Genomic DNA, 15,068 nt, shown 5'->3' on the forward strand with positions numbered 1-15,068 from the left:
TCGGTACAACCCCGCAACGGCAGACCCGCCATGCCCCAGACCGCCAGTCTTCCCGTCGTGATGTGCTTCTCCGGCCTCGACAGCACCGGCGGTGCCGGCCTGCAGGCCGACATCGAGGCCATCGCCAGCATGGGCGGGCATGCCGCCCCCGTGGCCACCGCCCTCACCGTGCAGGACACCCGCCAGGTGCTGGACTTTTCGCCGGTGGAACCGGCACTGCTGGTGGAACAGGCCCGCGCCATCCTCGAGGACATGCCGGTCTCGGTGTTCAAGATCGGCATGACCGGGCAGGTGGCCATCGTCGAGGCCATCCACTCGATCCTGGTGGACTATCCCGACGTGCCGGTAGTGCTCGATCCGGTGCTCGCCGCCGGCGGCGGCGGCGCCCTGAGTGAAGACGCCGACGCGCTGGGCGCGGCCCTGAAGGAACTGCTCTTTCCCCTGGCCACGGTGGCCACCCCCAACAGCGAGGAAGCGCGCCGGCTGGCTCCGGAAGCCGACACCCTCGAGGCCTGCGGCCAGGAACTGCTGGATACCGGCTGCCAGTTCCTGCTCCTGACCGGCACCCACGAGGATTCGGAACACGTGGAGAACCGCCTGTTCGGCAACCACCGTCTGCTGGAAACCTTCACCTGGGAGCGCCTGCCCGATCCCTATCATGGTTCCGGCTGCACCCTGGCCGCCGCCATCGCCGGGCTGCTCGGCCAGGGTCTGGAAGTGTTCACCGCCGTGCACGAAGCCCAGGAATACACCTGGGAGTCGCTGCGTCACGGCTACCGCCTGGGCATGGGACAATTCCTGCCCAACCGCCTGTTCTGGGCCCGCGGCGAGGAAGAATGATTCGCGATCCCCGCCTGCGCGGGCTGTACGCCATCACCGATCCCGACCTGTGCGGCGACGATCTGCTGTCCCTGGCGGAGGCCGCCCTCGAAGGCGGCGCGCGGCTGCTGCAGTACCGCAACAAGCGCGCCGATGCCCACCGGCGGCGCGCCGAGGCCACCGCCCTGGCCGATCTGTGCCGGCGCCATGACGCCCTGTTCCTGGTCAACGACGATCCCGAACTGGCCCTGGCCTGCGGCGCCGACGGCGTGCACCTCGGCCAGTCCGACACGGGGCTCGACGCCGCCCGGGCATTGCTCGGCCCACACGCCATCATCGGCATCACCTGCCACGCCGATCCCGGCCTGGCCCGCAAGGCCCAGGCCCAGGGCGCCGACTACGTGGCCTTCGGCCGCTTCTTCCCCTCCCGCACCAAGCCCGACGCCCCGCCCGCCGGGCTGGCCGTGCTGCGCCAGACCCGCGCCGAACTCGACCTGCCCCTGTGCGCCATCGGCGGCATCCTGCCCGAACACGTGCCCCTCCTGCGCGAGGCGGGGGCGGATATGGTGGCGGTCATTCATGGTATATTTGGCGCCGCCGACGTGCGCGCCGCCGCGCGTGCATATACCGTATCGACCGTCTGGAAATAACACGGAGGGCACGGAGACACGGAGAACACCGAGATGTTTTTTTCCGTCGCACAAACCGCAGTCTGACGACACGTCCGATTCCAAATACAACACTCCGTGAACTCCGTGTCTCCGTGCCCTCCGTGTTCCTTCCACCCAACCTGCTACAGGATCCGCCATGACCCGTTCGCACGATCTGTTCGTTGAAGCCCAGCAGTACATTCCCGGTGGCGTGAATTCGCCGGTGCGCGCCTTCAAGGGCGTGGGCGGGGATCCGGTGTTCTTCGAGAAGGCCAAGGGCCCCTACGTGTGGGACGTGGACGGGCGGCAGTACATCGACTACGTGGGCTCCTGGGGGCCGATGATCCTCGGCCATGCCGACGACGAGGTGCTGGCGGCAGTGAAGGCCGCCGCCGAGAAGGGGCTGAGCTTCGGCGCCCCCACCGAACTCGAGATCCGCATGGCAGAGAAGGTCTGCGAACTGGTGCCCTCCATCGAGCTGGTGCGCATGGTCAGTTCCGGCACCGAGGCCACCATGAGCGCCCTGCGCCTGGCCCGTGGCTACACGGGACGCGACAAGATCGTCAAGTTCGAGGGCTGCTACCACGGCCATTCCGATTCGCTGCTGGTCAAGGCCGGCTCCGGGGCCCTGACCCTGGGCGTGCCCACCTCGCCCGGCGTGCCCGCCGCCCTGGCCGAGCACACCCTCACCCTCACCTACAACGATGCCGAGCAGGTGCGCGAGGTGTTCGGCCGGATGGGCGAGCAGATCGCCGCCATCATCGTCGAACCGGTGGCCGGCAACATGAACTGCGTGCCGCCGGTGCCCGGTTTCCTCGAGACCCTGCGCGAGGTCTGCGACGAATACGGCAGCGTGCTGATCTTCGACGAAGTGATGACCGGCTTCCGGGTGGATCTGCACGGCGCCCAGGGCCGCTACGGCGTCACCCCCGATCTGACCACCCTGGGCAAGGTGATCGGCGGCGGCATGCCGGTGGGCGCCTTCGGCGGCAAGCGCGACATCATGGAACGGATCGCCCCGCTCGGCCCCGTGTACCAGGCCGGCACCCTGTCAGGCAATCCGGTGGCCATGGCCGCGGGCCTCAAGACCCTGGAACGCATCAGCGAACCGGACTTCTTCGCGCGCCTGGCCGATCGCACCGCCGCCCTGGCCGAAGGGCTGCGCATGCGCGCCGAGGCGAAGGGCATTCCGCTTGCCACCAACGAAGTGGGCGGAATGTTCGGCTTCTTCTTCACCGAGAAGGAAAGGATCACCCGCTTCGACGAGGTGGCCGCCTGCGATCAGGAACGCTTCAAACGCTTCTTCCACGCCATGCTCGAGGAAGGCGTGTACCTGGCCCCCTCCGCCTTCGAGGCCGGTTTCGTCTCCGCCGCGCACACCGACGAGCACATCGGCGCCACGCTGGACGCAGCGGAGCGGGCCTTCGCCCGCCTATAACCAATGGCAGAGAGCAGCGGCACAAAAACCCCGGCGGGTTGACGGTTTCTTCGCCCCTCGTCTATAGTCCCTACAAACAACAAGCCAATACCCGGCCACCCCGACCCCGTGGCCCAACACGGTTTCGTGGGGGGCAACAAGCACAAGAACAAACGCCTGCCACCGGCCACTTGACCACACCGATCCGCCGGAGAAGTGCCATGCGCAGACGTCTTGCCATTCCCAACATCGGGCGCCTCGATCAATTCATCCGGATCCTTCTCAGCCTGAGCATGATCTACCTGGGCTTCATCGACGCCCAACTGATCCCGGATCCGATCAGCCGTTTCGTTCTCGGCGCGTTCGGTGTCATCAACCTCGTCGTGGCCCTCGTCCGTTTCTGTCCGCTCTATGCCCTGACCGGAATCAGCACCTGCGCCACCCGGCAGGACTGAGCCGGGCCAGCGATGCGGGTTTCCAGTCAGCTTCTGGGCGCCGTGGTGGGCGTCACCATGCTGGCCCTGCTGGTGTATGGGGTGCTGGCCTACTGGCTCACCCAGAACGCCGACGTGCAGAAGCGGCTGGAACTGCTGAACCATTTCGGAGCGGAAATTGCCGACCGCCTCGCCGAGGCCACGGAGGCGCCGGATCCTCGGCTGCTGGAACGGTTACGCAAGCAACTGGCTCCCTCGCACACCGTCCTGCTGTGGAAGGCAGGCGGCCATGCGCCGGTCGTCGCGGCCGAACCCGGCAGCGAAGAACCGCTGTTGCGGGCCATCGTCGCCCGGCACGGAGCAACCGCGTTGCCGGCGACCACGCAAGCGGGACACGAGAACTTCCCCGGCGGCGACTATCTGTGGGTGCAAACCCCTCTGCCCGACAGGCCGCAGGCAGCACTGCTGATCCTCGAACCCTATGGCGAATCACCCATCGCTTCCACCCTGCGCAGCCGCCTGATCGTCTCGGGGATCGCCATCCTCTGGATCGCCGTGTGGGTGGCCCTGTTTCTCTCTTCCCGAATCTCGCGGCGGCTGGAAGAAAAGAACCAGGCCCTGCGGCATCAGGCCCTGCACGACGAGCTAACCGGCCTGCCCAACCGCAACCTGCTGCTCGACCGCCTGCGCCAGGCCCGTTCCGCCGCCCAGCGCCATGGCCTGCCCTTCGCCCTGTTCCTCATGGATCTCAACCGCTTCAAGGAGGTCAACGACACGCTCGGCCATCACTTCGGCGACCGCCTGCTGCAAGAGGTGGGAGAACGTCTCGGCGCCTCGCTGCGCGAGAACGACTCCATCGCCCGCCTGGGGGGCGACGAATTCGCCATGCTGCTGCCGGAAACCGATCGCCACGGCGCCACCGTGTGCGCCAGCCGCATCCACCAGGTGTTGCAGCAGCCCTTCGACATCGAGGGCGTGCGCATCGAGGCCGGCGCCAGCATCGGCATCGCCCTGTATCCGGAACACGGCGAGGATCCGGCCACCCTGCTGCAGCATGCCGACGTGGCCATGTACCAGGCCAAGCGCAGCGGCGGCTTCGCCTTCTACGATCCGGGGCAGGACTCGCACAGCGTGCGCCGCCTGCGCCTGATGGGCGAGTTGCGCAGCGCCATCGAACAGGGAGAGCTCTTTTTGCACTACCAGCCCATGCTGGATTTGCGCCGGGGCGCGCCGGCGGCCCTCGAGGTACTGACCCGCTGGCAGCATCCTGCGCTGGGCAGGGTGGCGCCCGACGAGTTCATCCCCATGGCCGAACAGACCGGCACCATCCATGCCCTCACCGTCTGGTCGCTGCAACAGGCCCTGCGGGAGGATCCGGCGCCGGATCTGATCCTGTCCCTGAACCTCTCGCCCCAGTGCCTGCAGGACACCGCCCTGCCCGACGCCATCGGCGCCCTGCTGGCGGAGCACGATTTTCCCGCCACCCGCCTGCAACTGGAGATCACCGAGAACGCCCTGATGCACGATCTGCAGCGCGCCCGGCAACTGCTCAACCGCCTGCACGGCATGGGGATCCGCCTGGCCATCGACGATTTCGGCACCGGCTTCTCCTCCCTGGCCTATCTGCGCGAGCTGCCCTTCGACGAACTGAAGATCGACAAGTCCTTCGTCATGGACATGGCCGAGGAAAACAACCTGGCCATCGTGCGCACCATCATCGATCTGGGCCACAACCTCCATTACCAGGTGGTGGCCGAGGGCGTGGAAGAGCCGCTCGGCCTCGAACGGCTGCGTGCCCTGGGCTGCGACCGGGTGCAGGGCTACCTCTTCAGCCGGCCCCAACCCGCCGACGCCCTGCGAGACTGGCTGCGCGAGGGCGCCTGGCGGCAGGTGGGCAGGGCCGCCTCAGGCCGCGCCTGAGATCTGCACTTCCCGCATGCGCCGCGCCGCGGCCACCATGGCCGCCAGCGCCGCTTCCACCTCCGGCCAGTCGCGGGTCTTGAGGCCGCAGTCGGGATTCACCCACAACCGCTCCAGCGGGATCCGTTCGGCGGCCCGGCGCAGCAGGGCATGGATTTCCTCCACCGTCGGCACGTTGGGCGAGTGGATGTCGTACACCCCGGGACCGATGGCATTGGGGTAGTCGAAGTCGCGGAACGCCTCCAGCAGTTCCATGTGGGAGCGGGCGGTCTCGATGGTGATCACGTCCGCATCCATGGCGGCGATGGCCGGCAGGATGTCGTGGAAGTCGGCATAGCACATGTGGGTGTGGATCTGGGTGCCGTCGTCCACGCCGCCGGCGGTGAGCCGGAAGGCGTTCACCGCCCAGTCCAGATAGGCCTGCCATTCGCCCCGGCGCAGCGGCAGGCCCTCGCGCAGGGCCGCCTCGTCGATCTGAATCACCCGGATCCCCGCGGCCTCGAGATCCTGCACCTCGTCGCGCAGGGCCAGGGCGATCTGCCGGGCCGTCTCCCGCCGCGGCTGATCGTCACGCACGAAGGACCAGTTGAGGATCGTCACCGGGCCGGTGAGCATGCCCTTCACGGGCCGCTCGGTCAGCGACTGGGCATGGCGGATCCAGTCCACGGTCATGGCCGCGGGGCGGAACACGTCGCCGTACAGGATCGGCGGCTTCACGCAGCGCGAGCCGTAGGACTGCACCCAGCCGTGTTCGGTGATGGCGAAGCCCCCGAGCTGTTCGCCGAAGTATTCCACCATGTCGTTGCGCTCCGGCTCGCCGTGCACCAGCACGTCCAGTCCCAGGGCCTCCTGGCGGCGAATCACGTCGGCGATCTCGGCCTGCATGCGCCGGCGATAGGTGGCATCGTCCAGTTGCCCGCGCCGCCAGTCGCGGCGGGTGGCGCGGATGGCCGCGGTCTGGGGAAAGGAGCCGATGGTGGTGGTGGGCAAGGGCGGCAGCTTCAGCCAGGCCTGCTGGCGGGCATGGCGCACGGCGAAGGGGCTGCGCCGGGAGGCCATCGCCGGGGTGACCGCCGCCAGCCGCTCGGCCACCGCCGGGCGGTGGATGCGGGCCGAATGACGGCGGCCATTGGCCGCGGCGCGCGCCGCGGTCAGTTCGGCGGCCACCGCCGCCTCGCCCGCATCCAGCGCGGTGCGCAGGATCCGCAGCTCGTCCAGCTTCTGCCGGGCGAAGGCCAGCCAGTTCCGCAGCTCGGCGTCCAGCCCCGTCTCCCGCCCCAGATCCTGCGGCACGTGCAGCAGCGAACAGGACGGCGCGAGCCACAGGCGATCACCCAGGCGTCCGGCCACCGGACGCAGCCGCGCCAGCAGGGGATCGGGATCGGCCCGCCACACGTTACGCCCGTCGAGGATCCCCAGCGACAGCACCTTCCAGGCCGGCAGCTTGTCGAGCACCACATCCAGTTGCGCCGGCGCGCGCACCAGATCCACGTGCAGCCCGTCCACCGGCAGATGACAAGCCAGATGCAGATTGTCCCCAAGCCCACCGAAGTAGGTGCACAACAGGGTCTTCGGGCCTGCGCCCGACAGGCGGCTGTAGGCCGCCTCGAAGGCCGCGCGCCATTCGCGGGGCAGATCCAGCACCAGGATCGGCTCGTCGATCTGCACCCATTCCACGCCCTGCGCAGCGAGCCGCTGCAGGATCTCGCCGTACACCGGCAGCAGGCGATCCAGCAGGGCCAGCCGGTCGAACTCGCCGTCCCGGCACTTGCCCAGCCACAGCCAGGTGAGCGGCCCGAGCAACACCGGCTTGACCCGATGCCCTTCGGCCCGGGCTTCGGCCACCGCGTCGAACAGCCGGGACGATGCCAGCCGGAAGGCCATGTCTGCATGCAGTTCCGGCACGATATGGTGATAGTTGGTATCGAACCACTTGGTCATCTCGCAGGCAGGCGCCGGCGCCCCCGAAGGCGCCCGGCCGCGCGCCATGCGAAACAGGGTGTCGATGTCCACCGTCTCGCCCTGCCAGCCGAAACGGGGCGGCACCGCGCCGAGCATGGCGCTGGTGTCGAGCACGTGGTCATAGAGCGAGAAGTCGCCGACGCTGACGAAATCCAGCCCGGCCTCGCGCTGGGCCTGCCAGCCGGCCAGCCGAATCGCGCGGGCGGCGCTCTCCAGCGCCGCCCTGTTCAGATCCCCGCGCCAGTAGCCCTCGAGGGCCTTCTTCAGTTCGCGATCCGCGCCGATCCGCGGATAGCCGAGAGTGTGAATCGTGGTCATGTTCGCTCCTTGTGGACTTGCAGGCCGAGGAACGGGAGTCTGGCGCGGGGCTAACAATTAGTAAATCTCAAATATTTTTTGTTTTTGTTGAGTATTTTTCATATATTTCTTCCATGATCGATATCCGCCACCTGCGCACCCTGGCCGCCATCGCCGAGCACGGCACCCTGGCGCGGGCCGCCGAACACCTGCACGTGAGCCAGTCGGCCCTCTCCCACCAGGTGCGGGAGCTGGAGGGCCGGCTGGGCGTGGAACTGCTGGCCCGGCAGGGACGGCGCCTGCGTTTCACCGCCGCCGGCGAACGCCTGCTGCGGCTGGGCGAGCGGGTGCTGCCCGAGATCCGCCGCGCCGAGGCCGACTTGCGCCGCATCCGCGACGGCCAGGCGGGCCGCCTGCACATGGCCCTGGAATGCCACAGCTGCTTCGACTGGCTGCTGCCCACCCTGGAGCGTTACCGGCCCGCCTGGCCGGAGGTGGAACTGGACGTGAGCCTGGCCTTCCACTTCGAGCCCCTGCCGGCCCTGGTGCGCGGCGATCTGGATCTGGTGATCACCTCCGATCCCGAACCCCTCCCCGGCGTGCGCTACACGCCCCTGTTCCGCTTCGAGGGGGTGCTGATCCTCCCCCCGCGCCATCCCCTTGCCGTCCGGCCGTACATCGAACCGGCGGATCTGGCCACCGAAACCCTCATCACCTATCCGGTACCGCCGCAACGGCTCGACGTGTACCGCCACTTCCTGTTCCCCGCCGGCGTGCATCCGATGCGGCGCACCACCGAGCTGACCGAGATGATCGTCCAGCTCGTGGCCGCCGGGCGAGGCGTCGCCGCCCTGCCCCACTGGGCGGTGCAGGCGGCCGAGGCGCGGGGCGTGATCGTCTCCCGGCCCCTGGGCGCCCAAGGGATCTGGCGCACCCTGCAGGCCGCAAGCCGCGAGGGCGAAGCCGACACCCCCTGGATGCAGGCCTTCCTCGCCACCGCCCGCCAGACCGCCGGCGAGACCCTCGGCACCATCGAGCCGGCCTGATCCCCGGCCCCGGAGGACGGTGTTGTCAAAGTGATGTTGCCATTTACGAAAAAGCACAGTATCTTGTGCCTTGTCTCCGGTGCGAGCCCAGATATGGGGTCGCCAAAAGGGAACCCGGTGAGAATCCGGGACTGACGCGCAGCGGTATTGGGGAACGAGGGCGCACCATGACACTGTCCGCAAGGACGGGAAGTCGCCGCCCGAGGCCAGCCGGTTTCCGGCCCGCCCCTGAGTCCGAAGACCTGCCGGAGACGGATGCCGCAGGCCGGCATCCGCACCCGGGCCTTCGCGCAACAGGCACGGGGCGAGAGCCGATCCCCGGGCCGTGGTGCGCCCGCCCTGCGTCTCTTTCCCCGTTCGTTGCCGCAGGCCGCCGACGACAACGAACGCGAGGAGAGGCGTCATGCAAACCCCGACATTTCCCACCGAAACTCCCGATCCCGCCCCGGCCCCGGCCAGCGTCCCGCCGGGCCGCGACACGCCCGCCGGCCAGGCCCGGGTGATCCGGCGCAACGGCAAGCTCACCGCCTTCGACCGCAGCAAGATCGCGGTGGCCCTCACCAAGGCCTTCCTGGCGGTGGAGGGCCGGCAGGCGGCCGGCTCGCCGCGCATCCACGAAACCGTGGAGCGGCTCACCGACCAGGTGGTGGAAAGCCTGTTCCGGCGCCGCCCCGAAGGCGGCACCGTGCACATCGAGGACATCCAGGACCAGGTGGAACTGGCCCTGATGCGCGCCGGCGAACACAAGGTGGCCCGCGCCTACGTGCTCTACCGCGCCGAGCGGGCCGAACGGCGCGCCCACGGCGAGGGCGAGACGCAACAGGCCGATCTGGCTGACTTCCGCCTCCGCCTGAAGGGGGAAGACGGCCGGCCGGTGATCCTCGAGCGGGCCGCCCTGCAGCAGCGGGTGGAAGCGGCCTGCGCCGATCTGCCGGACGTAGCGGCGGCGCGCATCGTGGACGCCACCTGGCGCAACCTCTACGAAGACATGCCGGCGGCGGATCTGGACGAAGTGCTGCTGATGAACGCGCGCACCCTCATCGAGCAGCATCCGGCCTACAGCCAGGTGACCGCCCGGCTGCTGGCCGACCGCCTGTGGCGGGAAGCCACCGCCTTCCTCGGCCTGGCGGCCGAGTCCGACTACGCCGACCTGTTTCCCCGCTACGTGCAGCGCGGCATCGACGCAGGCCTGCTCGACGAGGAACTGGGCCGCTTCGATCTGGAACGGCTGGCCGCGGCGCTGCGCCCCGAGCGGGATCGGCAGTTCACCTATCTGGGCCTGCAAACCCTCTACGACCGCTACTTCCTGCATCGCGACGGGGTGCGCTTCGAGCCGCCCCAGGCCTTCTTCATGCGCGTGGCCATGGGCCTGGCCCTGCGGGAGATCGATCGCGAGGCGCGGGCCATCGAATTCTACGAACGGCTTTCGTCCTTCGACTTCATGAGCAGCACGCCCACCCTGTTCAACGCCGGCACCCGGCGGCCGCAACTCTCCTCCTGCTACCTGACCACCGTGCCCGACGATCTCGAGGGCATCTACAGCGCCATCCGCGACAACGCCCTGCTGTCCAAGTTCGCCGGGGGCCTCGGCAACGACTGGACCCGGGTGCGGGGCATGGGCGCCCACATCCGGGGCACCAACGGCACCAGCCAGGGCGTGGTGCCCTTCCTGAAGGTGGCCAGCGACACGGCGGTGGCCGTCAACCAGGGCGGCAAGCGCAAGGGCGCCGTGTGCGCCTACCTGGAAACCTGGCACATCGACATCGAGGACTTCCTGGAACTGCGCAAGAACACCGGCGACGAGCGCCGCCGCACCCACGACATGAACACCGCCCACTGGATTCCGGATCTGTTCATGCAGCGGGTGGCCGAGGAAGGCGAATGGACCCTGTTCTCCCCCGACGAAGTGCCGGATCTGCACGATCTCACCGGCCAGGCCTTCGCCGAGCGTTACGCCGAATACGAAGCCATGGCCGCGCGCGGCGAGATCCGCCTGTTCCGCAAACTGCCGGCGGTGGACCTGTGGCGCAAGATGCTGGGCATGCTGTTCGAGACCGGTCACCCGTGGCTCACCTTCAAGGATCCGTGCAACCTGCGCTCGCCCCAGCAGCATGCGGGCGTGGTCCACTCCTCCAACCTGTGCACCGAGATCACCCTCAACACGTCCGACGACGAGATTGCCGTGTGCAACCTCGGCTCGGTGAACCTGGTGAATCATCTCACTACCGACGGCGAACTGGATCGGGACAAGCTCGAGGCCACCGTGCGCACCGCCATGCGCATGCTCGACAACGTGATCGACATCAACTGGTACAGCGTGCCCCAGGCGCGCAATGCCAACCTGCGCCACCGGCCGGTGGGTCTGGGGATCATGGGCTTCCAGGACGTCCTGCACTGCCTGGGCATCCCCTACGCCTCGGAGGACGCCGTGGAATTCGCCGACCGCAGCATGGAACTCGTCAGCCACTTCGCCATCGCCGCCTCCTGTGACCTGGCCGCCGAACGGGGCCGCTATCCCAGCTTCGAGGGCTCCCTGTGGAGCCAGGGCATCCTGCCCATCGATTCCCTGGATCGGCTGGCCGAGGCCCGCGGCGGCCTGCTGGAGGTGGATCGCCGCCACCGCCTCGACTGGGACGGGTTGCGCGAGCGGGTGCGCAGCGTGGGCATGCGCAACAGCAACGTGCTGGCCATCGCCCCCACCGCCACCATCGCCAACATCTGCGGCGTGAGCCCCTCCATCGAACCCACCTACCAGAACCTGTATGTCAAGTCGAACCTGTCGGGCGAGTTCACGGTGGTCAATCCCGCCCTGGTCGAAGCCCTGCGCGAGCGCGGCCTGTGGGACGAGGTGATGGTCAACGATCTCAAGTACTACGACGGCAGCGTGCAGCCCATCGACCGGGTACCCGACGAACTCAAGGCCCTGTACGCCACCGCCTTCGAGATCGATCCCCGCTGGCTGGTGGAAGCCGCGGCCCGGCGCCAGAAATGGATCGACCAGGCCCAGAGCCTCAACCTCTACCTGGCCGAACCCTCGGGCCGCAAGCTCGACAACCTCTACAAGCTGGCCTGGGTGCGCGGTCTCAAGACCACCTACTACCTGCGCACCCTGGGCGCCACCCACGTGGAGAAGAACAGCGAACCGGCCGCACCCCGGGCCTGCGCCATCGACGATCCCGACTGCGAGGCCTGTCAGTGAACGGCAGAGAAAAGCGCAAAGAGGCAAGCCGCCGCTTGCCGACACCGCCTGCATTCCCTATCCAACCACGCGAGGACACGAACATGCTCAACTGGGACGATCCCCTTTCCCTGCAGGACAGCGGCACCGCCCACCCCGCGCCGCCGGCCACCCCCGAGGAGGCAAGCACGCCGGCCACGGCCCTGGCGCCGGTGCGGGCGGAAGACAAGCGGGTGATCAACGGGCAGACCGACATCAACCAGCTCGCGCCCTTCCGCTATCCCTGGGCCTGGGAGTTCTTTCTCAACGCCAACCGCAATCACTGGACGCCGCTGGACATCAACATGAGCCGCGACGTGCAGGACTACCATCACCGCCTGACCACCGAAGAACGGCACGTGTACGAAAACGTGCTGGCCTACCTCACCACCGCCGACATCCTGGCCATGCGCAACGTGGGCCTGGCGGTGATGGAGAAGATGAGCGCGCCGGAGCTGCAGATCTACCAGGCCCGGCAGGTCTACGAGGAAGCCCTGCACACCTGGACCTACCAGCACTGCATCGAGTCCCTCGGCCTCGATCAGGGCGAGATCTACAACCGCTACCGGGTGGTGCCGGCCATCCACCGCAAGATTGCCATCGCCAACCGGCGCCTGGACTCGGTGCTGCGCGCCGACATCGATCTGCGCGACCCGGCGGAACTCGACAACTTCCTGCTGGCCTACGTCTTCTTCGCCGCGGTGTTCGAGGGCGGCTGGTTCTACAACGGCTTCTCGCCCATCTTCGCCCTGCAGCGGCGCGGCCTGATGACCGGCACCGCCGAGCAGCTCCAGTACATCATGCGCGACGAGGTGCTGCACTGCGCCTTCGGCATCCGCACCTGCAAGCAGATCATGGAGGAGAACGCCATCCGCCCCGATCCCGCCGCCGTGCAGGCCATGTGGGAGGAGGCCCACGACGCCGAGCGCGAATACGCCGAATACATCCTGCGCGATCCCATCCTCGGCTACCGGGCCGAGGATCACCTGGAACAGTTCCGCTACATCGCCAACCGCCGCGCCCGCCAGCTCGGCTTCGAGGAACCCTTCCCCGGCGCCCGCAACGCCCTGCCCTGGCTGGACGAACAGGCCAACCTGCGCAAGGAGAAGAACTTCTTCGAGACCCGCGTGACCGAATACCAGACCGGCGGGGCGCTGCGCTGGGACTAGTCGCGAAGCGTACGCTTCGCGACGGGGACGAGGGACGAGGGACGAGGGACGGATAACCAAGGAGACACTCGGCCCTTTATACTGCAGCCATGGAACCGGCCTATCTCACCCCCCTGTTCGACTGGCTGCAGGCCCATCCGCTGACCGCGCTGGGGCTGGTGTTCCTTACGGCCTTCGGCGAGTCGCTGGCCTTCGTGGGGATCCTCGTGCCGGGGGCGGTGCTGATGGTGGCCTTCGGCGCGCTGGTGGCGCTGGACGTGATGCCGCTGGGCGCCACCCTGCTGGCGGCCATCCTCGGCGCCATCGCCGGCGACGGGTTGAGCTACTGGCTGGGGCACCACTACCGGGAACGCCTGCGCGGCTTCTGGCCCTTCTCCCGCCATCCCGAGCTGCTGATGCGGGGCGAGGCCTTCTTCCATCGCCACGGCGGCAAGAGCGTGCTGTTCGGGCGCTTCTTCGGCCCGGTGCGGGCGGTGGTTCCGGCCGTGGCGGGCATGCTCGAGATGCCCGCCGGCCGCTTCCTGCTGGTCAACGTGATCTCGGCGATCCTCTGGGCGCCCGCCTACCTGCTGCCGGGGCTCGTGTTCGGCGCCTCGCTGGATCTGGCCTCGGAGTTCGCCGGCCGCTTCACCGTGCTCCTGGTGGGCCTGCTGGCGGCCCTGTTCGTCAGCGGCTGGCTGATCCGCCAGTTCTACCTGTGGCTGCAACCCCTGGCCCTGCGGGCCATGGCCCGGGCGCTGGAATGGAGCCGCCGCCATCCCGTGCTGGGCGAAGTGCCGGCGGCCATCGTCTCGCCCACCCACCCCGAGGTGCGCGGCCTGACCCTGCTGGCCCTGATCCTGCTGGTGGCCGCGGCCGGCTTCGCCCTGCTGGCCCATTACGGGGATCGCCTGCCGCTGGTGCACAACCTCGATCTGCTGCTGCACAACGGCCTGCAGGATCTGCGCTCGCCGCCCTTCGAGGGGGCGATGGTCTTCCTGGCCGGCCTTGCCGATCCGCGCCTGCTGGCCGCCATCGTGGTGCTCACCGCCGGCCTGCTGCTGCATCAGGGCCACCGCCTGGCGCTGTGGCACTGGCTGGCGGCCTTCGGCGTCACCTTCCTGTTCGCCCTGGTGGCTCGCCATACCGGCCGCTTCGGAGGGCCAATGCCCCCCTTCCTGCCCGGAACGCCCGGCGGCAACCTGATGCTGGCCGTGGCGGTCTACGGCTTTCTCGCCATCCTTGCCGGGCGGGGCCTGCCGCCGCGCTGGCATCTGCCCCTGTACCTGCTGTGCATCCTCCTGCTGTGGCTGATTGCCTTCGCCGATCTCTATCTCGGCCTGCTGTGGGCCAGTGACGCCCTGGCCAGCCTGCTGCTCGGCGTGGCCTGGACCGCCCTGCTCGGCATCGCCTACCGCCGCCATGCGCGGATCGCGCCTTTCGACCGCCGGCACGGCCAGGTGCTCGCGCTCGTTCTCGTGCCGCTGCTGGTCGGCTGGCCGCTCTCGCAACAGGCCGAACACGCCGCCGCCCACGCCCCGCCGCGCACCACCTACGTGATGGATCGGGCCGCCTGGCGCGAGTCCGGCTGGCAACTGCTGCCGGCAGTGCGCGCCGATCTGCGCGGCGACCGCCGCTTCGTCTTCAACCTGCAATGGGCCGCCCCCCGCCCGGCCATCGAACACGCCCTGCGCGCGGCGGGCTGGCAACCGGCCCGCCACGGCGCCCGCCGCTGGCTCAACTGGTTCAACCCGCTGGCCACGGCGGACGCCCTGCCGCTGCTGCCCCAGGTCCACGCCGGGCGCTACGATGCCATCCGCTACTGGCGGCGCGAGGACGACGATCACCTGTGGGTGGTGCGCCTGTGGGAATCCGACTACCTGCTCCGGGACGGCGGGCAACAACTGCCCCTCTGGTACGGCCAGCTCGCCCGCATGCGCCGGGTGCAGCGCTGGGGCCTCAACTACCTGGTCACCGATCCGGACGCGGCCACCGCCCTGGCCACCTGGCGCGCCCGCCCCGGTCCCTTCGCCCACGGCCACCTCGCCCCCCGCGACGTGCCGCTTCTGCTGCTCGAAACGCCCGCTGCCACGAACGTGCACCACGAAAACGGAGAAACAATGTAAGCACGGTGCAAGCCGCGAACAGGCGGTAACTG

10 protein-coding genes and 1 riboswitch are annotated in these 15,068 nt (G+C 68.7%); of the genes, 9 read left to right on the forward strand and 1 reads right to left on the reverse strand.

The window, feature by feature from the left end; all coding sequences use genetic code 11:
- Positions 1-30 precede the first annotated feature (30 nt).
- The 5 genes from thiD (at position 31) to ACZ5BH_RS03410 (ending at position 5,240) form a co-directional block, all read left to right on the forward strand.
- Positions 31-840 (forward strand): bifunctional hydroxymethylpyrimidine kinase/phosphomethylpyrimidine kinase, encoded by an 810-nt coding sequence (gene thiD, locus ACZ5BH_RS03390; RefSeq protein ID WP_464890507.1) that lies wholly within the window; start codon positions 31-33, stop codon positions 838-840.
- A complete protein-coding gene (gene thiE / locus ACZ5BH_RS03395) occupies positions 837-1,469 on the forward strand; it encodes a thiamine phosphate synthase (protein WP_464890508.1) in 633 nt (210 codons plus the stop codon). The genes thiD and thiE overlap by 4 nt, the downstream gene beginning before the upstream one ends.
- A gap of 157 nt (positions 1,470-1,626) precedes the next feature.
- Positions 1,627-2,907: a glutamate-1-semialdehyde 2,1-aminomutase gene (gene hemL, locus ACZ5BH_RS03400; RefSeq protein WP_464890509.1), complete on the forward strand. Its 1,281-nt coding sequence runs from the start codon at positions 1,627-1,629 to the stop codon at positions 2,905-2,907.
- Positions 2,908-3,107: 200 nt separating this feature from the next.
- On the forward strand, positions 3,108-3,341 hold the full coding sequence (locus tag ACZ5BH_RS03405) for a YgaP family membrane protein (protein ID WP_464890510.1): 234 nt from the start codon (positions 3,108-3,110) through the stop codon (positions 3,339-3,341).
- Between the two features lie 12 nt (positions 3,342-3,353).
- Entirely contained in the window at positions 3,354-5,240 is a 1,887-nt protein-coding gene (locus ACZ5BH_RS03410; protein WP_464890511.1) for a putative bifunctional diguanylate cyclase/phosphodiesterase, read from the forward strand.
- Here ACZ5BH_RS03410 and metE read toward each other — a convergent pair.
- Positions 5,226-7,520: a 5-methyltetrahydropteroyltriglutamate--homocysteine S-methyltransferase gene (metE, locus tag ACZ5BH_RS03415; RefSeq protein WP_464890512.1), complete on the reverse strand. Its 2,295-nt coding sequence runs from the start codon at positions 7,518-7,520 to the stop codon at positions 5,226-5,228. The two genes, ACZ5BH_RS03410 and metE, sit on opposite strands and share 15 nt — an antisense overlap.
- Before the next feature lie 113 nt (positions 7,521-7,633).
- Here metE and ACZ5BH_RS03420 point away from each other — a divergent pair, with 113 nt between their 5' ends.
- The 4 genes from ACZ5BH_RS03420 (at position 7,634) to ACZ5BH_RS03435 (ending at position 15,036) form a co-directional block, all read left to right on the forward strand.
- Positions 7,634-8,545, forward strand: a complete 912-nt coding sequence (locus tag ACZ5BH_RS03420; RefSeq protein ID WP_464890513.1) for a LysR family transcriptional regulator — start codon at positions 7,634-7,636, stop codon at positions 8,543-8,545.
- A gap of 60 nt (positions 8,546-8,605) precedes the next feature.
- Positions 8,606-8,809, forward strand: a riboswitch (cobalamin riboswitch).
- 139 nt (positions 8,810-8,948) lie between these two features.
- A complete protein-coding gene (locus tag ACZ5BH_RS03425; RefSeq protein ID WP_464890514.1) occupies positions 8,949-11,744 on the forward strand; it encodes a ribonucleoside-diphosphate reductase subunit alpha in 2,796 nt (931 codons plus the stop codon).
- Positions 11,745-11,827: 83 nt separating this feature from the next.
- Positions 11,828-12,931 (forward strand): ribonucleotide-diphosphate reductase subunit beta, encoded by a 1,104-nt coding sequence (locus tag ACZ5BH_RS03430; protein ID WP_464890515.1) that lies wholly within the window; start codon positions 11,828-11,830, stop codon positions 12,929-12,931.
- 89 nt (positions 12,932-13,020) lie between these two features.
- Entirely contained in the window at positions 13,021-15,036 is a 2,016-nt protein-coding gene (locus ACZ5BH_RS03435) for a DedA family protein (RefSeq protein WP_464890516.1), read from the forward strand.
- The last annotated feature ends 32 nt before the right edge of the window (positions 15,037-15,068 follow it).

Source organism: Thioprofundum lithotrophicum (assembly GCF_055387065.1).